Raw genomic sequence first — 20,893 nt, 5'->3', positions numbered from 1 at the left:
TCAGCGCAGCGTCGTGCGGTCCGCCGGTCTGCGGGCGGCCTCGAGCGACTGCTCCTCCGCTGCTGCGGCGGCGAGCGCGCGGGACCGAACGCCCCTGCCGTGCGTCCGTGGGCGCCTCGCCCACTGGCGGGAGGCCTGCGAGGAGAGCGCGAGCACGACGAGGATGTCGAGCGGTAGTCCCAGGATGTTGCTGCGCAGGGTGATCTGCGGTCCTCCGTTGAAGAAGTCGATCGCCGCGAGCACGATCAGCAGCGCGCTGAACGACATGGACGCGATCCTCGCCCAGTTGCTGCCGGTGAACACGAGCAGCGCCAGCAGGAAATAGAAGACGAGACCTGCGGCGAACGCGCCCATCACGATCCCGAACACCAGGTCGGCCGCGTGCCGCTCGTCCGGCGTGAGCGTGGTCCCGGCGGCGGCGAACTCCGCCTGGATCACGTGCGGCCAGCTGAGAACGGTGAGGACCACCGTCAGGGTGCCGGAGGCGATGCGCAGCAGCATGAGCAGGGCTCCGAGGACCGTCGGCACCGGGCGGCGCTCGGCCCGAGCGACGCGGCGGGCGTCGGCATCCGCGGCGACCGCGACGGCCCGGGGCTCCACGCTCACCTGGGTCAGGTCGACAACGGGCAGATCGCCGTCCGTCTCGATGTTGTCGCCGCCTCCGTTGCGGGAGTGGTATCCGCTGGAGAAGTCCTTCAGCACCGCCACCTCCGCGCCGACGCCGGCGTGCATCAGGGTGGACACGATGTGGTCGCGCTCGATGTCGGTGTTCGCGTCGATCTTGTGCGTGATCTGCAGCGTGAACAGGGAGAAGCCGACCGAGCGGTCGAACGTCCCCGCCGCCAGCCATTCCACGCGGTGGCCGCCGGGGAGCAGCCAGCCCTCCGGGCAGCGCCAGAACCGCACGTGGTGCCGCTTGGCGGGATTGCCCAGCACCTCCTGCTGATACGCCACGTCCTGCTGGTGCCCGAACAGGAACAGCGGGCTCACCGGCGCCTCGTCGTAGCTGCGGCGCAGCAGGGTGGAGGTGACGATCCGTCGGCTGGAGGCGAGCGTCACGTCGTCGGCGCGCGTCCAGCCCGCCGCGCGCATGGCCTCGTCGAGCTGCGCCTCCGAGCCGAGCAGGGCGAGGTTGATCGGGTCGCCGAGCAGGCCGTCGCTCGTGCGGGCACGGCCGATGAAGTAGTCCGGCACGTAGATCTGAGTGAGGATGCGGTGCAGGCGGGGCAGCACGAGGTAGGCGAGCACGAGCCAGAACAGCACGAAGAACAGGAGCAGGAACCAGCCCCAGGCGAAACTCTCGGTGAGGACGATCCACGCCAGCCAGATGGCCGCCACTCCGCCGAAGACGAAGAAGACGTAGTCCAACACGGCGTTGACCGAGACCCGGCGCGCGGTCGGCGACCACGTCTTGGGCGGAGGCGCGGGCGCGACCGGATGCTCGCCGCCGGCGGGCCCCGGCGGCTGCGCGGACTCCCTGGTCCCGGCCATGGGGTCATCCTAGAGCCGTGCCGCGCGCGGCCGTAGTGTGAGCCCATGACCACGATCAGCGAACGCGGCGCCGAACTCCGCCGTCTGCACGTCGCCCCGGAACTGCTCCAGGTGGTGAACGTCTGGGATGCGATCTCGGCCAGGGCCGTCGCCGCCCTGCCCGAGACGCGCGCTCTCGCCACCGCGAGCCACTCCATCGCCGCGAGCCTCGGCTACGAGGACGGCGAGAACATCCCGCTCGCCGAGATGCTCGACATGGTGCGCCGGATCGTGGAGGCGACCGACCTGCCCGTGAGCGCCGACCTGGAGGCCGGCTACGGGAACGCGGGCGACACCATCCGTCGGGCGATCGGCGTCGGCGCGGTCGGCGCGAACCTCGAAGACCAGATGAAGCCGTTCGACGACGCCGTGCGCGCGGTGCGCGAGGCCGTCGCCGCAGCCGAGGCGGAGGGCGTCCCGTTCGCGCTCAACGCCAGGACCGACGCGTTCCTGCGCGACACGCTTCCGGACGCCGAGCAGAAGACCGAGGAGGCGATCCGCCGCGGCAGGGCGTTCCTCGACGAGGGCGCCACGTGCGTGTTCGTGCCGGGGAAGCTCGACGAGGCGACGGTGCAGCGTCTCGTCGGCGGCCTCGGCGAGCGCAGGCTCAGCGTCATCGCCGTCCCAGGGTCGCTGTCCCCCGCGCGACTCGCGGAACTCGGCGTCGCCCGCGTCTCCTACGGCCCATGGACGCAGCGCGTCGCACTGACCAGCCTGCAGCTGCTGGCCACTGAGCTCTACGCCGGCGGCGCGCTGCCCGAGGGGACGCGGGTGCTGAACTGACCCCGGACGGACGGCGGGGCGCCCGCGTAGGGTGTGAGGCATGAGCGACTTCCGGGCGATCGTCATCGAGCAGGAGACCGACGGGGGACGCATCCTCTCCCACAGCGCCGAGCTGCGGGAGGTGCCGGAGACCTTCCTCATGGACGGCGACGTGACCATCGCTGTCGAATACTCCGACCTCAACTACAAGGACGGACTCGCGATCGCCGGGCGTCCCGGGGTCGCGCGGGTCTCCCCGCTGATCCCCGGCATCGACCTGGTGGGCACGGTGACGACCTCCTCCGACCCGCGCTGGCGCGAGGGCGACCGCGTCGTCCTGAACGGCGACGGCATCGGCGAGAGCCATCACGGCGGGCTGGCCCAGCGCGCCCGCGTGCGCGGCGACGCGCTGGTGCGCATCCCGGACTCTCTCACGTCCGAACAGGCGGCTGCGATCGGCACGGCCGGGTTCACGGCGATGCTGTCGGTCCTCGCGCTGGAGCGCAACGGCGTCGACCCGGCGGAGGTGGCAGCCTCCGGCAGCAGCGTGCTCGTCACCGGAGCCGCGGGAGGCGTCGGCTCGGTGGCGATCGCGGTGCTCGCGAAACTCGGCTACCCGGTTACGGCATCCACCGGTCGGCCGGAGGAGCAGGGCGGCTACCTCACCGATCTCGGAGCAACGGCCATCATCGACCGCACCGAGCTCGAGGAGGAGGGCCGGCCGCTGCAGAGCCAGCGCTGGGCCGGAGCGGTGGACGCGGTCGGCAGCAGGACGCTCGCCAACGTGCTCGCGCAGACCAGGTACGGCGGAACGGTCACCGCGTGCGGCCTCGCCCAGGGACCGGACCTGCCCGCGACGGTGCTCCCGTTCATACTCCGCGGCGTCAGCCTGATCGGCATCAACTCGGTGGAGGCGCCCGCCGCGCTCCGCGAGACCGCATGGCGACGGCTCGCCACCGACCTCGACGAAGAGGCGCTCGCCGCCATGACGCGTTTCGTGACACTGGACGAGGTGATCCCGGCCGCCGAGGACATCCTCGCGGGGCGGCTGCACGGCCGCACGGTCGTCGACGTCCGCGCGCAGGCCGACGTCCGCGGTTAGCGGGAGCGCCGGACCGGGCCGGCGTGACGGTACCCGTATGCTGGCCGCATGATCGTCCTCGCCACTGTCGTGGTCACGCTGGCCGCCGCGCTGCACATCGGGATCTTCGTGATGGAGAGCGTCGCCTGGGCGCGGCCCGCGGTGTGGAAGCGCTTCGGCGTCGCCGACCAGGCGGCGGCGGACACGACGAAGCCGATGGCGTACAACCAGGGCTTCTACAACCTGTTCCTGGCGATCGGCGCCATCATCGGCCTCATCCTGTACGGGGTCGGGATGCACGCGCCGGGCCTCGCGCTGATCCTCTTCACGATGGCCAGCATGCTGGCGGCGGCCGTCGTGCTCGTGACCACCGGCCGGGGGTATGTGCGGCCGGCGATCATCCAGGGCATCCTGCCGCTCATCGGCATCGTGCTGATGCTGCTCTCGTGATGCTCTTCTCCTGATGCTGGTCGCCTGAGCCGCACGCTCAGCGCAGCGATGGGTCGACCGACTCGGGACGCAGTCCCCTGCCGACCAGTCGCGCGGTCACGCGCTGCGCGATCGGCGTGGCCGCGGCGAGCGCGGCACCGGCGAGCGGTGGCAGCGGGTTCGGCAGCAGCGCCGCGCCGCCCGGCCGGGTGATCCCGCGGTGCGCGGCGAGCTGGATGCGCTGCATCCACTGCGCGGGCGGCAGCCGCCTGCGCTGGATCCCGTCGAGCACGCGCAGGTCGACCGGGCCGGAGCGCAGCGGCCCGGCGACGGCGTTCGCGGTGGCAACGGCATCCTGCACGGCGTAGTTGACGCCGACGCCGAAGGCCGGGGACATCGCGTGGGCGGCGTCGCCGATGGCAAGGAAGCCACGGCGGTACCACCGGTCGAGGTGGTCGATCTGCACGCTCAGCAGCTTGACCTGGTCCCAGTCGGTGATCGACTCCAGGGGCTCGGCCAGGAACGGCGCCGCTGTCGCGACCGTCGTACGGAACACCGCCAGCCCCGCCTCGCGCAGCTGATCGATGCCGCCCTTGGGGATGACGAGCCCGGTCTGGAAGTAGTCGCCGCGGTCGATGGTGACGACCATCGCGCCGTGTCCGATGTAGGCGAGCGTCGACGGCGGCACCGCCTCCGGCTTCGGCAGCCGGAACCAGAGCACGTCGATCGGCACGCCGTAGCGGCGGGGCCGCAGTCCGGCGGCGGCGCGCAGGATCGAGTCGCGGCCGTCCGCGGCGATGGTGAGGTCCGCCTCGATCCGCACGAGGCCGTGCGGCCCCTCGGCGGTGAGGCCGCGCACGACGCCGTCCTCCCAGATCAGGCCCGTCGCCTCGGTCTCCATCAGCAGGTGGAAGTCTCCGGACCGCTGGGCCTCGCCCGCGATGAACGTGAGGAAGTCCCACTGCGGCGCGAGCACGAGGAAGTCGTCCGGCGGCCGCAGCCGGCCGAAGTCGATCGGGTGCAGCCGGGTGCCGTCGACCACCGCGTCCAGGGTGCGGATGCTGGTGTGCGGCAGGCCGAGGAACGCGTCCCGCAGCCCGAGCTCGCCCAGCACGCCGATCGTGGAGGGGTGGATGGTGTCGCCGCGAAAGTCGCGGAAGAAGTCGGCGTGCTTCTCGAGCACGACCACGTCGATCCCGTTGCGGGCCAGCAGCAGCGCGAGCATCATCCCGGCAGGACCGCCCCCGGAGATCGCGCACGAGGTGTGCATCACATCCATGCCTCCGCAGCGTATCCTCCCGCCATGGCGATCGTCGCGTCCATCCTCCTGGCCCTGGCCGCCGTCGTGCACCTCGGCTTCTTCGCGATGGAGAGCATGCTGTGGTCGAGCCCGGGCGTCTGGCGGCGGTTCGGCGTCGCCAGCCAGCGGGATGCGGACGCCGTGCGGCCGATGGCGTACAACCAGGGCTTCTACAACCTGTTCCTGGCCGGCGGCGTCGTGGTCGGCCTGGCGCTGTACTGGACGACGCTGCGCCACGTCGGCTTCGGGCTGATCTTCTTCTGCGGGGTCTGCATGGTGCTCGCCGCCGTCGTCCTGCTGACCACGGGCCGCCGCTACTGGTCTGCGGCGCTCCTGCAGGGCGCTCCCCCGCTCGTGGCGCTCGTGCTCCTCGCCGTCGCGCAGGCCGCCTGAGGCGCCTGCGCTACTCGATGACCTCGCCATCGGCGGGCAGCTCGTCCGCGTCGACCCGGAGCGCCTCCACCAGCTTCGCCGCGTGCGGCGTGGAGACGATCACCCGCGAGAACTCCTCGCCGGCGATGTCGACGACCACGGCCGCCCGCTGCTTGCCCTTGATGAGCAGGAAGTCCTTGCCGCCGTGGAACTTCCACGTTCCGACCGACAGCGTCAGCGGCACGGCCGCCCCCGGTGCGCGGATGCCGCGGATCCAGATCCACGGGTCCTCGGTGATGGCGACGGAGGAGATGCTGTCGCGGGGGATCACCAGGTCCTCCCTGCGCAGGGCCAACGCCTTCTCGGCCCGCGTCAGGTGGATCTCCAGGCGGTCGGGATGAACGTACAGGTCGGCCATAGCTCTATCCTGCCAACCGGGCCCGCCGAGCGGGGGTCCGGAACCTCACAAACCCATAACCGTTCCGTTGTCACCGACCGGGCGGCTCCCGCTTTCCGAGCAGCGGTCGCCATGTATCCTTCTCGTCGTGGCAACGCAGCGGCGGACTCCGGGCTCGCAGACTTCACTTCGTGAAGCCAACCGGGCTCGGATCGTCGATGCCATCAAGAAGCACGGCGGCCTGACCCAGGTCGAGCTCGCGGGTGCGACCGGCCTCTCCCCCGCGACCGTCTCCAACATCGTCAAGGAGCTGTCCTCCTCCGGCGTCCTGCACACCGCGCAGAGCATCCGATCGGGGCGCCGGGCGCAGCACGTCACCCTCGCGCACGCTCTCGGGCTCGTGGTCGGCGTGCACTTCTCGACCCGTCACCTGCGCGTCGCGCTCTCGGACGTCGCGAACACCGTGGTCGCCGAGAACCACATGCCGCTCGCGAAGGACCACCGCGCGGACAACGAGCTCGACAAGGTCTCGATGCTGCTCTCCGACATGCTGGACTCGGTGGAGGCGTCCCGGGACGAGGTGCTCGCGGTCGGCATTGCCCTCCCCGCGCCCCTCGACCGCGCGACGGGCACGATCGCCCGCAGCGGAATCATGCGCGGCTGGGACGGTGTGGTCATCGCCGAGGCGATGGAGCGCCGCGTGAAGCGGCCGGTGTTCGTCGACAACGCCGCGAATCTGACCGCACTCGCCGAATCGCGCCTCGGCGCCGGGCGCGGCAAGCGCACCTCCATCACGCTGGATGTCGGCGACGGGATCGGCGCCGGGCTGCTGCTGAACGGCCAGCTCTTCCGCGGGAACAACGGGGTGGCCGGCGAGTTCGGCCACACCACCATCCGCGAGAACGGGCCGCTGTGCCGATGCGGCAACCGCGGCTGCCTCGAGGCGATCGCGGGCGGCCCCGCCATCCTCGACGAGCTGCGGGACCACCTCGGCAGCCTGAAGCTCGGAGACGTCGTGCTGCAAGCGATGGCGGGCGATGCACGCTGCATCCGGGCGATCGCCGACGCGGGCAAGCACATCGGCATCGCCACCGCGAACCTGTGCAACCTGCTCGATCCGGAGCGGGTCGTCGTCGGGGGTGAACTGGCCCGTGCCGGCGAGCTCCTGCTCGGCCCGATGCGGCACGCGGTCGAGCGCTCGATCATCGTGAACGAGGATCTGATGCCCGACATCGTGCAGGGCCAGCTCGGCCCGCGGGCGGCCACCCTCGGCGCGGTCGCCTACGCGGTCGACTGCGTCTCCCTGACGCCCGGCGGCGCGGGGATGTGAGCGCGCCGGAATCCGCGTGTCCCCCGCCGTCCCCCATCCGTGACGAACCGTTATCGAAAGCTTGGCTTCAAGTCTTGACGCCAAAGCCGCGCACTGCAACACTCAACCCAGCCGCCAACGAAGGCGGTCTCGAATCGGAGGTTTTTCAATGAAGATCGCCACCAAGAGAGCGGTCGTCGCGTCCGCCGCGATCCTGCTCACAGCGCTCACCCTCACAGCGTGTTCGAACGGCAGCGGGAGTTCCTCCAACAACACCGCCGATGCCGGGAAGGCCAAGATCGGCCTCCTCCTCCCCGACTCCGTCACCGCTCGTTACGAGGCGGCGGACAAGCCGTACTTCGAGGCGAAGGTGAAGGAGCTGTGCTCGGGCTGCCAGGTGCTGTACGCGAACGCCGACGGCGACGCCAGCAAGCAGCAGCAGCAGGCGGAGTCGATGCTGACCCAGGGCGTCAAGGTGCTCGTGCTCGACCCGTTCGACGGTGAGGCCGCTGCCTCGATCGTCGGCGAGGCGAAGGCGAAGAACATCCCCGTCATCTCCTACGACCGTCTGATCAACAGCAAGGACCTGAACTACTACATCTCGTTCGACAACGAGAAGGTCGGCCAGCTGCAGGCCCAGGCCCTCGTTGACAAACTGAAGAAGGACGGCGTCGCAGCGGGCAGCGGCATCCTGATGGTCAACGGCTCGCCGACGGACAACAACGCCACCCAGTTCAAGAAGGGCGCGCACAGCGTCATCGACTCCAGCGGCTTCAAGGTGCTGGCCGAGTACGACACACCCGGATGGGACCCGGCCAAGGCCCAGGACTGGGTGTCCGGCCAGGTCTCGCAGTTCAAGAACCAGATCAAGGGCGTCTACGCGGCCAACGACGGCACCGGCGGCGGTGCGATCGCGGCGATGAAGGCGGCCAACCTGAGCCCGCTGCCCCCGGTGACCGGACAGGACGCCGAGCTCGCCGGCATCCAGCGCATCCTCGCCGGCGACCAGTACATGACCGTGTACAAGGCGCTGAAGCCCGAGGCCGAGAAGGCGGCGACGCTCGCCATCGCGCTCACCAAGGGCCAGAAGCCGTCGGAGCAGACCACCGAGGTCGACACCGCAGGCGGCGCGAAGATCGCGTCCATCCTGCTGACCCCGGTCGCGGTCACCGCCGACAACATCGAGTCGACGGTCGTGAAGGACGAGTTCTACGGCTCCGACTCCGCCTCGAAGATCTGCACCGCGGACTACAAGGCGGCCTGCGACAAGTACGGCATCAAGTAACACCAGCAGCACAGACACCCGGCCTGGGGATGCGGTGATCCGCACCTCCAGGCCGGGTGGTTCCGACTTACAGTTGAGCCACGAGACGAAGGAGAACATCGTGACGATGGAGTCCCCGGTCACAGAACAGGAGCGGTCGAACCGCCAACCCGTCCTCTCCCTGCGCGGCGTCTCGAAGGGCTTCGGCGCCGTTCAGGCGCTCACGGACATCCACCTCGACGTCTACCCGGGCGAGGTCGTCGCGCTGGTGGGAGACAACGGCGCGGGCAAGTCGACGCTCGTCAAGATCCTCGCCGGCGTGCACCCGCAGGACGCGGGGACGATCACCTTCGACGGGCAGGACGTCAGCATCCCGTCGCCGGCCGCATCGCGGGAGCTCGGCATCGCGACCGTGTTCCAGGACCTCGCGCTCTGCGACAACCTGGACGTGGTGTCCAACCTCTTCCTCGGCCGCGAGATCACCCACGGGACGCTCGACGAGGAGGAGATGGAGAAGCGGTCCTGGAGCCTGCTCCGGCAGCTGTCCGCGCGCATCCCGTCGGTCCGGATCGCCGTGGCCTCGCTCTCCGGCGGCCAGCGGCAGACCGTGGCCATCGCCCGCTCGCTGATCGGCGACCCGCGCATCGTCATCCTCGACGAGCCGACCGCGGCCCTGGGCGTCGCGCAGACGGCGGAGGTGCTCAACCTGATCGAGCGGCTGCGCGAGCGAGGCCTCGGCGTCATCCTGATCAGCCACAACATGGCCGACGTGCAGGCGGTCGCCGACCGGGTCGCGGTGCTGCGGCTCGGGCGCAACAACGGCGACTTCCGGGTTCCGGACGTCAGCTACGAGGAGATCATCTCGGCGATCACCGGTGCGACGGACAACGTCGTCTCGCAGCGGGCCGAGCGCATCGAAGGGAAGCACGAGGCATGACGAAGGCACCAGAGACGCCGGCCGAGCTCGCGGCCGACCTCCAGGACGAGCGGCTCATCCGCGACGAGGGCCTCGGCGGCGCCGCGCGCGCGTTCGGGCGCCGGGTGCGCGGCGGCGACCTCGGCTCGCTGCCGGTGGTCATCGGCCTGATCGTGATCTGGGTCGTCTTCCAGATCCTCAACCCGAACTTCCTGAGCGCCAACAACCTGGTCAACCTGACGCTGCAGTGCGCGGCGATCGGAACGATCTCCATCGGCATCGTGCTCGTCCTGCTGCTCGGCCAGATCGACCTCTCGGTCGGCTCGGTCAGCGGCGTGGCGGCGGCCATCCTCGGCGTCGGGTTCACCCAGCTGCACTGGCCGCTGGCCGTGACGGTCATCGTCGCGATCCTGGCCGGCTCGCTGATCGGTCTGCTCTACGGCTTCCTGTTCACGCGGTTCGGGGTGCCGAGCTTCGTGATCACGCTGGCCGGTCTGCTGGGCTTCCTGGGCGTGCAGCTCTGGATCCTCGGCCCGAACAGCTCGATCAACATCCCCTACGACTCGTGGATCGTGACGTTCGCCCAGCAGACGTTCCTTCCGCCGTGGGCCGCGTACGCGCTGGCCGTGATCGCGGCGCTCGGGATGTTCCTCTCCGACTGGCGCCGCAACGTCCGGCGGCGGAAGGCGGGGCTCTCCGAGGGCTCGATGACGCTCGTGCTGCTCAAGGCGGCGCTGCTGCTGGTCGGGCTCTGCATCGCGGTCTGGTATCTGTCGACCGACCGCGGCACCGGCGCGATGTTCCTGTTCTTCGTGATCCTCGTCGTGGTGATGAACTTCTTCCTCACCCGCACCAAGTGGGGCCGCTCGGTGTTCGCGGTCGGCGGCTCGGTGGAGGCGGCACGGCGTGCGGGCATCAAAGTGAACCGGGTGTTCATCAGCGTGTTCATCCTCTGCTCCACCTTCGCCGCGGTCGGCGGTCTGCTCGCGGCGGCTCGCCTCGCATCGGTGAGCGCGGGCTCGGGCGGGACGGACACCAACCTGAACGCGATCGCGGCGGCGGTGATCGGCGGCACCAGCCTCTTCGGCGGTCGTGGATCGGCGTGGTCGGCGCTGCTCGGCATCCTGGTGATCCAGTCGATCTCCAACGGACTGACCCTGCTGAACCTCGACTCGTCCTACCGCTTCATGATCACCGGCGCCGTGCTGCTGCTCGCGGTGATCATCGACTCGCTGTCGCGCCGGTCGCGGGAGTCGCACGGCCAAGCGTAGGCGGCGGCACGCCGGGCGGGTGTGAGAGGGTGGTCGGATGACCCGGACCACCACCTTCCACGCCCGCCTTCTGCGTGCGGGCGCGGAGCCGCAGACGGTGACCGTGCGGGCTTCGTCCGACTCCCCGCCACGCACGCTCCGGCGACCGGCCGGCGGCGGCGGGACGCTCATGTTCGACGTCTACGCGCTGCTCGACGCGGACGGCTGGCCGGACTCGGCCACCTACACCTACGTCGACTCGCTCTCCCGCGCCCCGTCGACCTCCGACGAGTAGCAGCCGGCGGCCGCCGGGCGGTGGCTCAGGCCGGGTGGGCGGCGGCGGCAGCGCGGGCGGCGGCCGGAAGGGCGTCCAGGATGCGGGAGACGGCCGTGTCGTCGTGCGCGGCCGTGACGAACCACGCCTCGAAGACGCTCGGCGGCAGCGAGACGCCGGCGTCCAGCATCGCGTGGAAGAACGGGCGGTAGCGGTACGCCTCCTGCCTCTGGACCTCGGCGTAGGAGCGAGGGGCGGAGGCGAAGTCGCCGAACACGAAGCTGAACAGGTTGCCCGCGCGCTGCACCCGATGGGCGACGCCCTCGGCCGAGAGCGCGTCCGAGACTTCCGCCGAGATCCGGTCGGCCACGACGTCGAGCCGGTCGTAGACGGCCTCGTCGGCGAGCGCGAGCGTCGTGATCCCGGCCGCGACGGCGACCGGGTTCCCGGAGAGCGTTCCCGCCTGGTAGACCGGGCCGGTCGGGGCGAGGAAGTCCATCAGCTCGGCCCGTCCGCCGACGGCCGCCAGCGGCATCCCGCCGCCGATGACCTTCCCGAAGGTGACGAGGTCGGGCGTGTAGCCGCGATCGAGGCCCCAGAACCCGGCGTCGCTCACGCGGAAGCCGGTCAGCACCTCGTCGAGGATCAGGAGCGCGCCGAACTCGTGCGCAAGGTCGGCGAGCGCGGCGTTGAAGCCCTCGTCCGGCGCGACGACGCCCATGTTGGCGGCGGCGGCCTCCGTGATGACGGCCGCGATGTCCGGGCCGCGCTCCTCGAAGACGGCGCGCACGGCGTCGAGGTCGTTGTACGGCAGCACCAGCGTCTGGGCCGCCGTCGCCTCCGTCACGCCGGCGGAACCGGGCAGGGACAGGGTCGCGAGCCCGGAGCCCGCCTCGGCGAGCAGGCTGTCGGAGTGGCCGTGGTAGTGACCGGCGAACTTGATCAGCAGCGGGCGGCCGGTGAACCCGCGCGCCAGCCGGATCGCGGTCATCGTCGCCTCGGTGCCGGTGGAGACCAGGCGCAGCTTCTCCACGAAGGGGACGCGCGCCAGCACCGCCTCCGCCAGTTCGGTCTCGGCGGGAGTGGACGCTCCGAAGGACAGTCCCCTGGCCGCCGCCTCCTGCACCGCCTGGACGACGGCGGGATGCGCGTGCCCGAGGATGGCGGGGCCCCACGAGGCGACGAGGTCGACGTACTCGCGGCCCTGCGCGTCCACGATGTACGGGCCCTGCGCCGACACCATGAAGCGCGGGGTGCCGCCGACGGAGCGGAACGCGCGGACCGGCGAGTTCACGCCGCCGGGGATGACGCGCTGCGCGCGCTCGAACTGGGCGAGGTTGACGTCGCCGATCGCGGCGCCGTCGGCGAGGCCCTGCAGGTCCTGGCTGTCGCTCATCGAAGCCACCCCGCGACCTCGGTCGCCCAGTAGGTGAGCACGGCGTCTGCGCCGGCGCGGCGGGCGCCGATCAGCGTCTCCTCGATGATCCGGTTGCGGTCGATCCAGCCGTTCGCTGCGGCGGCCTCGACCATCGCGTACTCGCCGGAGACCTGGTAGGCCCAGACCGGGATGTCGCTGATCGCGGCGACGTCGCTCAGCACGTCCAGGTAGCCGAGCGCGGGCTTCACCATCAGGATGTCCGCGCCCTCCTCCAGGTCGAGGCGCGCCTCGCGCAGGCCCTCGCGACGGTTGGCCGGGTCCTGCTGGTACGCGCGGCGGTCGCCGGAGAGCTGCGAGTCGACGGCCTCGCGGAAGGGGCCGTAGAAGGCGGACGCGTACTTCGCCGCGTAGGCGAGCACGACGACGTCGGTCCGCCCCGCGGTATCAAGGGCCTCGCGGACCGCGGCCACCTGGCCGTCCATCATGCCGCTCAGCCCGAGCAGCTGGGAACCGGCCTCCGCCTGCGCCAGCGCCATGTCGCGGTAGCGCAGCAGGGTGGCGTCGTTGTCGACGTGACCGCTGTCGTCCAGCACACCGCAGTGGCCGTGGTCGGTGAACTCGTCCAGGCACAGGTCGGTCTGCACGACGAGCGCGTCGCCCACCTCGGCGGCGACCGCGCGGGTCGCGACGTTGAGGATGCCGTCCGGGTCGGTCGCGGCGCTGCCGACGGCGTCCCGGGTCTCCGGCACGCCGAACAGCATCACACCGCCGACTCCGGCCTCCGCGGCCTCGGCGGCCGCACGCTTCAGCGAGTCCATGCTGTGCTGGACGACGCCGGGCATCGAGGCGATCGGCTGAGGCTCGGAGGCGCCCTCGCGCACGAACAGCGGAAGGATCAGCTCGGCAGGGTGGAGGCGGGTCTCGGCGGTCAGTCGACGCATCGCAGGCGTCTGCCGAAGCCGCCGCGGACGGACGACGGGATGAAGCTCACTCACTCTCCCCAGCCTACGCCCGCCGCGCTGAGTGCTCGCCGGGCGCGGGCGGTGTCAGGAGGCGCGGGAGGTGCGGGCGGCAGCGGCCGCCGCGACGGCCTCGATGAGCGAGGCGGCGGTGCGCTCCTCGGCGATGACGTCGACACGGAGGCCGTAGTCGCGGGCATCGCGGGCGGTCTGCGGGCCGATCGCCGCGACCAGGGTGGATTCCGGGATCGGCCCGAGCTGCTCCTGCACCTGCTGGGCCACCGAGCCGCTGGTGACGAGGATGGCCTGCACGAGGCCGGCGCGCACGTCCGCGACGACGTTCTCCGGTACGGGGACGCCGACGGTGCGATACGCGACGACCGACTCCACGTCGTGCCCGATACGGCGCAGCCCCTCGGTGAGGAGGGGCTTGGCGATCTCGGAGCGGAGGGTGAGGATGCGCAGCGGCACGACACCCTGCGTCGCGGCCTCCCACTCGGCGAGGAGCCCGCGGGCCGAGTTGTCCTCGGCGGGGACGAGGTCGACGTGGTAGCCGGCGGCGGTCAGGGCGGCGGCGGTCGTCTCACCGACGGCGGCGACCCGCGTGGTCGGCGGCACCACCGCGCGCTGGGCGCTCAGCACGTCCACCGTCGTCGCGCTCGTGACGGTCATCCAGTCGAACTCGCCCGCGGCCAGCCGGTCCAGCGCCCGTTCGAGGGCGGGCGCATCGGCCGTCGCCGCGAAGTTGATCATCGCGGCGACCACCGGGGACGCGCCCTTGGCGCGCAGGTCGGCGGCGACCGAGTCGCCCCACGGACCACCCCGCGGCACGAGGACGCGCCAGCCGGCGAGCGGCTTCGGCGCGGAAGAGCCGGAGGAGGTCATCGGGAGCTCCCGAGCGGAGCGAGGCCGGCGGCCCCCGCCTCGAGGAGCTCCGTCACGACGCGGGCGCCGACGTCGCGCGCCGCCTCGTCGAGGTCGGCGGCGCCGAACGAGTCCGGGGTGGCGGCGTGGGATGCGGTGATCCGCTCCGTGCCGTCCGGCCGGTAGACGGTCGCGGTCAGGAAGAGCAGCCCGTCCTCGACCAGAGCCGAGGCGCCGATGGGTGCGGCGCAGCCCGCTTCGAGACCGGCCAGAACCGTGCGTTCGGCGGTCGCGGTGGCGTGCGTGGTGGCGTGGTCGACCGCCTGCAGCGCGCGGGCGATCGGCCCGCGGCCCTTCTCTTCGCCCGCCCGCACCTCGATCGCGAGCGCTCCCTGCCCTGGCGCGGTCGGGAACTGGGACAGCGGGAAGTAGTCGGTCACGGCGTCCAGGCGGTCGAGACGGCCGAGGCCCGCGGCGGCGAGCACCACGGCGTCCAGGTCGCCCTCGGCCACCCGGCCGAGGCGGGTGTCGACGTTCCCGCGGATGTCCACGACCTCGAGGTCGGGACGCTGGGCCTTCAGCTGAGCGATGCGTCGCGGCGACCCCGTTCCGACCCGCGCCCCCTCCGGAAGCGTCTCGAGGGTGAGCCCGTCGCGCGCGCACAGCGCATCCCGCGCGTCCGCGCGCTTCGGGACCGCGCCGATGACGAGGCCCGGAGCGGCAGCGGTCGGCAGATCCTTGAGCGAGTGAACGAGCAGGTCGCACTCGTCGGCCAGCAGCGCCTCGCGCAACGCGGTCGCGAACACACCGGTGCCGCCGAGGTTGGAGAGCGACTCCCGCGAGGTGTCGCCGTGGGTGGTCACCGTGACGAGCTCGACGTCGACGCCGGTCGCGCGGGCGATCGCCTTCGCGACGTGGGTCGTCTGCGCCACGGCCAGGGCGCTGCCCCGGGTGCCGATGCGCAGCACGCCGTCGCGCCGCGCGGACGCGCCGGCGGCCGTTGACACGGTTCCGGTCACGGCGCCAGCCCCGCGGCGGCCGGCTTGAAGCCGAGCCGGACGTTCTCGCAGCAGCCGGGCCGGCACACGTCGTACCAGGGACCGAGGTCGGTGAGCGCGGGACGCTGGTCGACGGGCACGCCGTCGCGGCGCTCGAGCACCAGGTCGACGAGGCCCTTCACGTACTTCGCGTGGGTGCCGGGGGTGGGGACGCGCACCGCGACGAGCCCGTTCTCCTCGGAGGACTCCATCGCCTCGTTGTCGAGGTCCCAGAGCACCTCCATGTGGTCGCTGACGAAGCCGAGCGGCACGATGACGACGGCCTTCACGCCCGTCGCGGGGAGCTCGGCGATGCGATCGTTGATGTCGGGCTCCAGCCACGGCATCGAGGGCGGACCGGAGCGGGACTGGTAGACGAGGTCCCAGCCGATCACGCCGCCGGTGGCCGCCTGCGAGACGACCTCCGCGACCGCGAGGTGCTGCGCCGCGTAGGCACCGCCCGCGCCGAAGCCGCGCTCGGCGGGACCGGACTTGGCCGCGTCCGACGAAGGGATGGAGTGCGTCGAGTAGAGGATGCGGATCTCGGTCCCCGGGTCGATGCCCGGCACCTTCTCCTGGATCTCGGCGACCGCGTTCTTCACACCTTCGATGAACGGCTCGACGAAGCCGGGGTGGTCGAAGAACTGGCGCACCTTGTCGATCTGGATCGTGCCTTCGAGCCCGGTCTCCTCCAGCGTGCGGGCGAAGTCCTCGCGGTACTGCCGGCAGCTCGAGTAGGACGAGTAGGCGCTGGTGGCGATAGCGATCAGCTTCGTGAAGCCGCGGTCGTTCGCCTCGCGCAGGGCGTCCTCGATGTACGGGTCCCAGTTGCGGTTGCCCCAGAGCACGGGCAGGTCGATGCCGCGGGATGCGAGCTCCGCCTCCAGAGCGGCCTTCAGCTCGCGGTTCTGGTCGTTGATGGGGCTGACGCCGCCGAAGTGCCGGTAGTGGTGGGCGACCTCCTCGAGGCGCTCCTCCGGGATGCCGCGACCGCGGGTGACGTTGCGCAGGAACGGGATGACGTCGTCCTGCCCCTCCGGGCCGCCGAAGCCGGCGAGCAGGATGGCGTCGTATGCCACCGGCTCGGTGACGTGCTCGGGACCGGATGCGGCGGCCGGGGTCGCCGCGATGACGCGGGGCGCGGCGTCGGCGGTGGTCACTGCAGGACCTCCACGATCTCGGCGGGCTGCACGCGGCGGCCCGTGAAGAACGGGACCTCCTCGCGCACGTGGCGGCGGGCGTCGGTGTACCGCAGCTCGCGCATCACGTCGACGAGCTCGGTGAGCTCGTCCGCCTCGAGCGGCAGAATCCACTCGTAGTCGCCGAGGGCGAAGGAGGCGACCGTGTTGGCGAGCACGCCGCGGAAGGCGGCGCCCTTGCGGCCGTGCTCGGCGAGCATCCGCGAGCGCTCCTCGGCCGGCAGCAGGTACCACTCGTAGCTGCGGACGAACGGGTACACGCAGAGCCAGCCCTTCGCCTCCTTGCCGCGCAGGAAGCCGGGGACGTGCGAGCGGTTGAACTCCGCGTCCCGGTGCACGCCCATGGCGTTCCAGGTGGGGAGCAGGGCCTTGAACAGCCGGGTGCGGCGCAGCTGCCGCAGCCCCCACTGCAGCGCCTCCGCCTCCGGTCCGTGCAGCCAGATCATCACGTCGGCGTCGGCACGCAGGCCGGACACGTCGTAGAGGCCGCGGGTGGTGACGCCCTGCAACTCGATGTCGGCGATCACGCCCTCGAGCTCCTGCACCGCCTTGGGGACGTCGGTGCCGTCGAGGTCGTCGGGGCGCGCCGGATCACGGCGCAGCACGGCCCACAGGGTGAAGCCGCTCGGAGTCTCAGTTGTCTCTTCGGGGGTGGTCGACTCTGCCGGTCCGGCAGCCGGGGTACTCATACCCACAGTCTCCCTCGCAAACCTGAGAAGGCAAAAACGGGACGCGGACGGGAACGGGTCAGCGCCTGACCAGGCGGACGATCCCCCACACCGCGCCGCCGACGGCGATGGCGACACCGGCGGCGATACCCGCGAGAGCGACCGGGTTGTCGCGCCGGAGCGCCTGGATGCGCTCGGCCGTGCGCTTCGGCACGTTCAGCTTGTATTCGATGGCGTCGAGCGTTGCGGCCAGCTCGCTGCGGGCCCGCTCGACATCCCTGCGGTCAGTTGTCATAGGTGCCCAGCCCCTTCACCGCGTCCACATCGGACTTGACGCTCGCGATGGTCGCCTTCGGTGCGACGCCGTCCATCTTCTTGAGGGACGAGACGCCGACAAGGGCGAGGATGACGGCGATCACGACGAGCGCGCCGAACACGATGAGCGCGGACGCCCATCCCGGCAGCACGACCGCCAGACCGAGGATCGCCGCGGCGATGAGGACGCCGAGAGCGAAGAAGAGCAGCCCGGCGGCGGCCGCGAACAGCCCTATTCCGATCCCGGCATACTTCGCCTTCGCGGCGAACTCCTCCTTGAGGTGGTTGAGCTCGGCCTTCAGCAGTTCGATCACCAGCCGCGGCAGCGCGGTGATCAGCTCGCCGAGGGATTTCTCCCTCTTCGGCCGCGAGCCCGGAACTTCTCGATCGCTCATGGCTCCCCTCCCGGGTTACGCTCCGTCGCCGTCCCTGACGGCCTTGGCGACGCCGTCCGCCTGAAGCGGCGGTTCACCGGTGCGCGCGGGGTAGGGTGCGCGCGCCTCGCGGCGGCGGTCGTTCGCCCGCACGACGAACTTCTTGACGGTGACGAACACGGCCTCCGGCACCTCGCCCACCTTCTCGGCGACGAAGTCCTCGACGGCGTGGACCTGCTTCTGGACCCCCGGCGACTCCCAGACCTTGGCGGCGGCGGCCTTCATCTGCTCGTACCGCTGGCGCCCGGCCCGCGTGCCGAGCACGTAGCCCACCGCGGCGCCCGCCACGAAGAGTAGCTTTCCGCGCATTCCGTCCCTCACCTCTCCAGGTTCTCGGTCAGTGCCCTCCAGCGTAGACCCCGTACGCGCTCGGCGACCCGGCGCGCATCCGGGATGACGGACGCAAGTCCGGTCCCGGTGAGCCACGAGCCCGTCACCTCGAGTCCCTCGACGCTCTCGGCCTCGTCGCGAACGCGCTGGATGCGCTCCCGCTGCCCCACTGTCGCATAGGGGAGGGCATTCGTCCAGGGGGTCCGTGCAAATGCTTCGACGGCGGATTCCGGGAACGGAATATTCAGGATCTCGGCCGCGTCCGCCGTCGCGACGGCGCGCAGCTCCGCGTCGGGGAGGCCGGTCGTCTCGGCCGGCCTGCCCGCCCGTCCGTACGACAGTCGCACGATGTGCCTGCCCGGCCCCGCCACCTCGGCGACCCACTGCCACTTGGCGCTCGAGTGCGTCATCGCCTTGGCGCGCACCCCGGATCCCGGCGTGTCGGCGACCAGCACTCCGGTGCCGCGCGGCGCCGAGCCGACGCGGTCGTCGGTGAGCACGAGGGTGACCAACTCGACGCTCGAGGCGGTCGGCCAGTCCAGCTCCGCCAGGCCGGCGAGGCCCGGAGCCGCCGTCGGCAGCAGCCGGAGCGCGGCGTCCGAGGGAGCGGCGACGACGACCGCATCGGCGTCGATGCTCGTCCCATCGGCGAGACGGACCGTCCAGCGGGCGGGGAGGGTCTCGTCGACGGGCTCGCCGGCGCCGACCGCCTCCTCGACGGCCGCCTCCGCCAGCGACTCCGGCTCCGGCTCGCGCCACGGCTCGATCGCGGTGACCTCGGCGCCCGTTCGTAGCTCGCCGCCGCGATTCCGGATGTCGTCGACGAGAGCGGCGGGGAGCCGCCACATCCCGCCCCGGAGGCCCAGGACCGCGCTGCCCGCCTTCGCGGACGAGCGCAGCTCGCCGACCGCGCCGGAGAGCGAGCCCAGCCGGGTGAGCGCGGCGTTCAGGCCCGGCGCGACCACGTCCACGTCCAGGTCCTTCGGATCGGCCGAGTACACGCCCGTGACGACGGGGGCGACGAGCTCGTCGAGCACCTTCGCTCCCATCCGCTTGCGCACCAGCGCGCCGAGCCGGCGCTCCTGGCCGATCTTCAGCACCGGGATGAGCCGGTCGAGGTAGGCGCGGACGGCCCCGCCCCAGCCGATCGCGGCGACGACATCCTTCGCGAGCGGGGAGCTCGGGATGCCGAGCAGCCCGGCCTTGGGCAGCGGGACGCTGCGCGTGCCGTTGCGCACCCACGCGCCCGCGGCATTCGGCGGGACCACCTCGTCGTCAAGGCCGAGGGCGGAGATCAGCTCGGCGACGTGCCCGCCGCGGGTGGCGAAGCTCTCGGCGCCGGCGTCCAGCGTCATCCCGTCGAGCTCGAGCGGCGCGACGGACCCGCCGAACCGCTCCCCCGCCTCCAGCACCGTCACAGCGAAGCCGGGACGCGCGCACTCGCGGGCGACGACCAGGCCGGCCATCCCGCCCCCGATCACGACGATGCGCGTCGGCGGCGCCTCGACGGCGTGCCGGATCTCGTCGCCGATCTCGTCGTGGTCGTCGTGCCCGCTCATGGCCGCCACCCGTGCACGAGCTCGACAACGCGGGTCAGGACGGCGGGGTCGGTCTCCGGCGGCACGCCGTGACCCAGATTGAGGACGTGGGCCGGGGCGTCCAACCCGCGTCTCAGCACGGTCTCGACGTGCGGGGCGAGCACCTCCCACGGGGCGGCGAGCATGGCGGGGTCGACGTTGCCCTGCACGGGGACGACGTGGCCGAGCCGCCTGCTCGCCTCGTCGAGCGGGGTGCGGTAGTCCACCCCGACAGCGTCCGCGCCGACCTCGTGCATCGCCTTGAGCAGGTCGCCGGTGCCGACCCCGAAGTGGACGAGCGGGACGTTGCGCACGGCGGGCTCGCCGTCCTGGCGCACCGACGCCTGCAGCGGGACGTGCGGAGGCGCGACCGGGACGGCGTAGGTGAGGTCGCGCACGTGCGAGAGGGCCCTGGCCGAGGCCGGGGCGACGTGCTCCGTGTAGTCGGCGAGCGAGAGCGACCCCGCCCAGGAGTCGAACAGCTGCGCAGCGCTCGCGCCGGCGAGCACCTGCGCCCGCAGGAACGCTCCGGAGATGTCCGCTGTCCAGGCCATGAGCCGCGACCAGGCCTCCGGGTCGGCGTGCATCAGCGTCCTGGCGCGGATGTGGTCCTTCGACGGCCCGCCCTCGACCAGGTAGGCGGCGAGCGTGAACGGCGCTCCGGCGAACCCGATCAGCGGCGTCTCGCCGAGCTCCGCCGTCGTGAGCCGGACGGCCTCCGCGATCGGGGCGAACGTCGCGTCGTCCATCGATGCCGGGTCGGTCTCCTCGAGCCGCTTGACGTCGTCGAGCGTTCGCACGGGGCGCTCGAACACCGGACCCTTGCCCGGCTGGATCTCCACCGCGACGCCGGCCAGCTTGAGCGGGACCACGATGTCGCTGAAGAAGATGCCCGCGTCCACGCCGTGCCTGCGCACCGGCTGCAGCGTGATCTCGCTGGCCATCGCGGGGTCGAGGCAGGCGTCGAGCATCCGCATCCCGACGCGGAGCTCGCGGTACTCGGGGAGGGACCGTCCCGCCTGGCGCATGAACCACACCGGCGTCACCTCCTGGTGCTCGCCCTGGTACGAGCGGACGAGGCGGCTGGCGGCGGTGAGGCCTGCGGCGAGGGGATGGGCGGAGTCGAGGGAGGTCACGTGTCGATTCTGCCAGGGCGCATTCTGCCAATCACCCGGGAATCCGCGCGTGCGACCGCGGAGGAGGCGGTCTCGATTCGAGGGAACGCCCGGGGCGAGCGTAGGCTTCTCA

23 protein-coding genes are annotated in these 20,893 nt (G+C 71.7%); 9 read left to right on the top strand and 14 right to left on the bottom strand.

Features of this window, described 5'->3' with window-relative positions:
* The gene (locus AAME72_RS08040; protein WP_348789719.1) at nt 1-1,491 is read right to left on the bottom strand and encodes an LssY C-terminal domain-containing protein; all 1,491 of its coding nucleotides are present in this window, start codon (nt 1,489-1,491) and stop codon (nt 1-3) included.
* Between the two features lie 45 nt (nt 1,492-1,536).
* Here AAME72_RS08040 and AAME72_RS08035 point away from each other — a divergent pair, with 45 nt between their 5' ends.
* The 3 genes from AAME72_RS08035 to AAME72_RS08025 are packed head-to-tail and all read left to right on the top strand — an operon-like array spanning nt 1,537 to nt 3,823.
* Nucleotides 1,537-2,313, top strand: a complete 777-nt coding sequence (locus AAME72_RS08035) for an isocitrate lyase/phosphoenolpyruvate mutase family protein (protein WP_348789718.1) — start codon at nt 1,537-1,539, stop codon at nt 2,311-2,313.
* A 40-nt stretch (nt 2,314-2,353) separates the two neighbouring features.
* Complete coding sequence (locus AAME72_RS08030; RefSeq protein ID WP_348789717.1) at nt 2,354-3,394, top strand: MDR family oxidoreductase; 1,041 nt, start codon at nt 2,354-2,356, stop codon at nt 3,392-3,394.
* Between the two features lie 48 nt (nt 3,395-3,442).
* Nucleotides 3,443-3,823, top strand: a complete 381-nt coding sequence (locus AAME72_RS08025) for a DUF1304 domain-containing protein (protein ID WP_348789716.1) — start codon at nt 3,443-3,445, stop codon at nt 3,821-3,823.
* Nucleotides 3,824-3,860: 37 nt separating this feature from the next.
* Here the strand turns inward: AAME72_RS08025 and AAME72_RS08020 are convergent, their stop codons facing one another.
* Nucleotides 3,861-5,081, bottom strand: coding sequence for an FAD-dependent oxidoreductase (locus tag AAME72_RS08020; protein WP_348789715.1), 1,221 nt, complete (start codon nt 5,079-5,081; stop codon nt 3,861-3,863).
* 24 nt (nt 5,082-5,105) lie between these two features.
* On the opposite strand from AAME72_RS08020, the gene AAME72_RS08015 reads away from it, so the two are divergent.
* On the top strand, nt 5,106-5,495 hold the full coding sequence (locus AAME72_RS08015; RefSeq protein WP_348789714.1) for a DUF1304 domain-containing protein: 390 nt from the start codon (nt 5,106-5,108) through the stop codon (nt 5,493-5,495).
* 10 nt (nt 5,496-5,505) lie between these two features.
* Here the strand turns inward: AAME72_RS08015 and AAME72_RS08010 are convergent, their stop codons facing one another.
* Complete coding sequence (locus AAME72_RS08010) at nt 5,506-5,892, bottom strand: hypothetical protein (protein ID WP_348789713.1); 387 nt, start codon at nt 5,890-5,892, stop codon at nt 5,506-5,508.
* Nucleotides 5,893-6,019: 127 nt separating this feature from the next.
* Between AAME72_RS08010 and AAME72_RS08005 the strand changes: the two genes are divergently transcribed.
* The 5 genes from AAME72_RS08005 to AAME72_RS07985 all read left to right on the top strand — a co-directional run bounded on the left by AAME72_RS08005 (nt 6,020) and on the right by AAME72_RS07985 (nt 10,905).
* A complete protein-coding gene (locus AAME72_RS08005) occupies nt 6,020-7,201 on the top strand; it encodes an ROK family transcriptional regulator (protein WP_348789712.1) in 1,182 nt (393 codons plus the stop codon).
* Nucleotides 7,202-7,349: 148 nt separating this feature from the next.
* A complete protein-coding gene (locus AAME72_RS08000; protein WP_348789711.1) occupies nt 7,350-8,465 on the top strand; it encodes a sugar ABC transporter substrate-binding protein in 1,116 nt (371 codons plus the stop codon).
* Nucleotides 8,466-8,571: 106 nt separating this feature from the next.
* Nucleotides 8,572-9,381 (top strand): ATP-binding cassette domain-containing protein, encoded by an 810-nt coding sequence (locus AAME72_RS07995; RefSeq protein WP_348790103.1) that lies wholly within the window; start codon nt 8,572-8,574, stop codon nt 9,379-9,381.
* Nucleotides 9,378-10,631 carry a sugar ABC transporter permease gene (locus AAME72_RS07990; RefSeq protein WP_348789710.1) on the top strand — a complete coding sequence of 418 codons (1,254 nt, stop codon included), beginning with the start codon at nt 9,378-9,380 and terminating at the stop codon, nt 10,629-10,631. The genes AAME72_RS07995 and AAME72_RS07990 overlap by 4 nt, the downstream gene beginning before the upstream one ends.
* A 37-nt stretch (nt 10,632-10,668) precedes the next feature.
* Entirely contained in the window at nt 10,669-10,905 is a 237-nt protein-coding gene (locus AAME72_RS07985) for a hypothetical protein (RefSeq protein WP_348789709.1), read from the top strand.
* 25 nt (nt 10,906-10,930) lie between these two features.
* Here the strand turns inward: AAME72_RS07985 and hemL are convergent, their stop codons facing one another.
* Genes hemL through hemE form a run of 11 tightly spaced genes read right to left on the bottom strand, consistent with a single transcriptional unit; the run spans nt 10,931 to nt 20,781 of the window.
* Nucleotides 10,931-12,280 (bottom strand): glutamate-1-semialdehyde 2,1-aminomutase, encoded by a 1,350-nt coding sequence (gene hemL / locus AAME72_RS07980; RefSeq protein WP_348789708.1) that lies wholly within the window; start codon nt 12,278-12,280, stop codon nt 10,931-10,933.
* Entirely contained in the window at nt 12,277-13,257 is a 981-nt protein-coding gene (gene hemB / locus AAME72_RS07975) for a porphobilinogen synthase (protein WP_348789707.1), read from the bottom strand. Before hemB ends, hemL begins: the two co-directional genes overlap by 4 nt.
* Before the next feature lie 51 nt (nt 13,258-13,308).
* On the bottom strand, nt 13,309-14,106 hold the full coding sequence (locus AAME72_RS07970; RefSeq protein WP_348789706.1) for a uroporphyrinogen-III synthase: 798 nt from the start codon (nt 14,104-14,106) through the stop codon (nt 13,309-13,311).
* A complete protein-coding gene (gene hemC / locus AAME72_RS07965) occupies nt 14,103-15,104 on the bottom strand; it encodes a hydroxymethylbilane synthase (RefSeq protein WP_348789705.1) in 1,002 nt (333 codons plus the stop codon). Before hemC ends, AAME72_RS07970 begins: the two co-directional genes overlap by 4 nt.
* Nucleotides 15,101-16,282: a ferrochelatase gene (locus AAME72_RS07960; protein ID WP_348789704.1), complete on the bottom strand. Its 1,182-nt coding sequence runs from the start codon at nt 16,280-16,282 to the stop codon at nt 15,101-15,103. Before AAME72_RS07960 ends, hemC begins: the two co-directional genes overlap by 4 nt.
* Nucleotides 16,279-17,010 carry a hydrogen peroxide-dependent heme synthase gene (gene hemQ / locus AAME72_RS07955; protein ID WP_348789703.1) on the bottom strand — a complete coding sequence of 244 codons (732 nt, stop codon included), beginning with the start codon at nt 17,008-17,010 and terminating at the stop codon, nt 16,279-16,281. The genes AAME72_RS07960 and hemQ overlap by 4 nt, the downstream gene beginning before the upstream one ends.
* Nucleotides 17,011-17,068: 58 nt before the next feature.
* Nucleotides 17,069-17,284 (bottom strand): DUF3618 domain-containing protein, encoded by a 216-nt coding sequence (locus AAME72_RS07950; protein ID WP_348789702.1) that lies wholly within the window; start codon nt 17,282-17,284, stop codon nt 17,069-17,071.
* Nucleotides 17,274-17,699 carry a phage holin family protein gene (locus AAME72_RS07945; RefSeq protein WP_348789701.1) on the bottom strand — a complete coding sequence of 142 codons (426 nt, stop codon included), beginning with the start codon at nt 17,697-17,699 and terminating at the stop codon, nt 17,274-17,276. The genes AAME72_RS07950 and AAME72_RS07945 overlap by 11 nt, the downstream gene beginning before the upstream one ends.
* Before the next feature lie 15 nt (nt 17,700-17,714).
* Entirely contained in the window at nt 17,715-18,047 is a 333-nt protein-coding gene (locus AAME72_RS07940; RefSeq protein WP_348789700.1) for a hypothetical protein, read from the bottom strand.
* Between the two features lie 8 nt (nt 18,048-18,055).
* Nucleotides 18,056-19,627 (bottom strand): protoporphyrinogen oxidase, encoded by a 1,572-nt coding sequence (hemG, locus tag AAME72_RS07935; protein WP_348789699.1) that lies wholly within the window; start codon nt 19,625-19,627, stop codon nt 18,056-18,058.
* Nucleotides 19,624-20,781: a uroporphyrinogen decarboxylase gene (gene hemE, locus AAME72_RS07930; protein WP_348789698.1), complete on the bottom strand. Its 1,158-nt coding sequence runs from the start codon at nt 20,779-20,781 to the stop codon at nt 19,624-19,626. Before hemE ends, hemG begins: the two co-directional genes overlap by 4 nt.
* Nucleotides 20,782-20,893: the final 112 nt, after the last annotated feature.

This window comes from Leifsonia sp. NPDC080035, from assembly GCF_040050925.1.
Lineage (GTDB): Bacteria > Actinomycetota > Actinomycetes > Actinomycetales > Microbacteriaceae > Leifsonia.
Note: the sequence above shows the minus strand (reverse complement) of the source record. Positions and strands in the feature narration are given on the sequence as shown.

Excerpts from the sequence above, each read along its gene's own strand:
- AAME72_RS08040 (WP_348789719.1), bottom strand. The coding sequence starts at position 1,491 with ATGGCCGGGACCAGGGAGTCCGCGCAGCCGCCGGGGCCCGCCGGCGGC.
- AAME72_RS08035 (WP_348789718.1), top strand. The coding sequence starts at position 1,537 with ATGACCACGATCAGCGAACGCGGCGCCGAACTCCGCCGTCTGCACGTC.
- AAME72_RS08030 (WP_348789717.1), top strand. The coding sequence starts at position 2,354 with ATGAGCGACTTCCGGGCGATCGTCATCGAGCAGGAGACCGACGGGGGA.
- AAME72_RS08025 (WP_348789716.1), top strand. The coding sequence starts at position 3,443 with ATGATCGTCCTCGCCACTGTCGTGGTCACGCTGGCCGCCGCGCTGCAC.
- AAME72_RS08020 (WP_348789715.1), bottom strand. The coding sequence starts at position 5,081 with ATGGATGTGATGCACACCTCGTGCGCGATCTCCGGGGGCGGTCCTGCC.
- AAME72_RS08015 (WP_348789714.1), top strand. The coding sequence starts at position 5,106 with ATGGCGATCGTCGCGTCCATCCTCCTGGCCCTGGCCGCCGTCGTGCAC.
- AAME72_RS08010 (WP_348789713.1), bottom strand. The coding sequence starts at position 5,892 with ATGGCCGACCTGTACGTTCATCCCGACCGCCTGGAGATCCACCTGACG.
- AAME72_RS08000 (WP_348789711.1), top strand. The coding sequence starts at position 7,350 with ATGAAGATCGCCACCAAGAGAGCGGTCGTCGCGTCCGCCGCGATCCTG.
- AAME72_RS07995 (WP_348790103.1), top strand. The coding sequence starts at position 8,572 with ATGGAGTCCCCGGTCACAGAACAGGAGCGGTCGAACCGCCAACCCGTC.
- AAME72_RS07990 (WP_348789710.1), top strand. The coding sequence starts at position 9,378 with ATGACGAAGGCACCAGAGACGCCGGCCGAGCTCGCGGCCGACCTCCAG.
- AAME72_RS07985 (WP_348789709.1), top strand. The coding sequence starts at position 10,669 with ATGACCCGGACCACCACCTTCCACGCCCGCCTTCTGCGTGCGGGCGCG.
- hemL (WP_348789708.1), bottom strand. The coding sequence starts at position 12,280 with ATGAGCGACAGCCAGGACCTGCAGGGCCTCGCCGACGGCGCCGCGATC.
- AAME72_RS07970 (WP_348789706.1), bottom strand. The coding sequence starts at position 14,106 with ATGACCTCCTCCGGCTCTTCCGCGCCGAAGCCGCTCGCCGGCTGGCGC.
- hemQ (WP_348789703.1), bottom strand. The coding sequence starts at position 17,010 with ATGAGTACCCCGGCTGCCGGACCGGCAGAGTCGACCACCCCCGAAGAG.
- AAME72_RS07950 (WP_348789702.1), bottom strand. The coding sequence starts at position 17,284 with ATGACAACTGACCGCAGGGATGTCGAGCGGGCCCGCAGCGAGCTGGCC.
- AAME72_RS07945 (WP_348789701.1), bottom strand. The coding sequence starts at position 17,699 with ATGAGCGATCGAGAAGTTCCGGGCTCGCGGCCGAAGAGGGAGAAATCC.
- AAME72_RS07940 (WP_348789700.1), bottom strand. The coding sequence starts at position 18,047 with ATGCGCGGAAAGCTACTCTTCGTGGCGGGCGCCGCGGTGGGCTACGTG.
- hemG (WP_348789699.1), bottom strand. The coding sequence starts at position 19,627 with ATGAGCGGGCACGACGACCACGACGAGATCGGCGACGAGATCCGGCAC.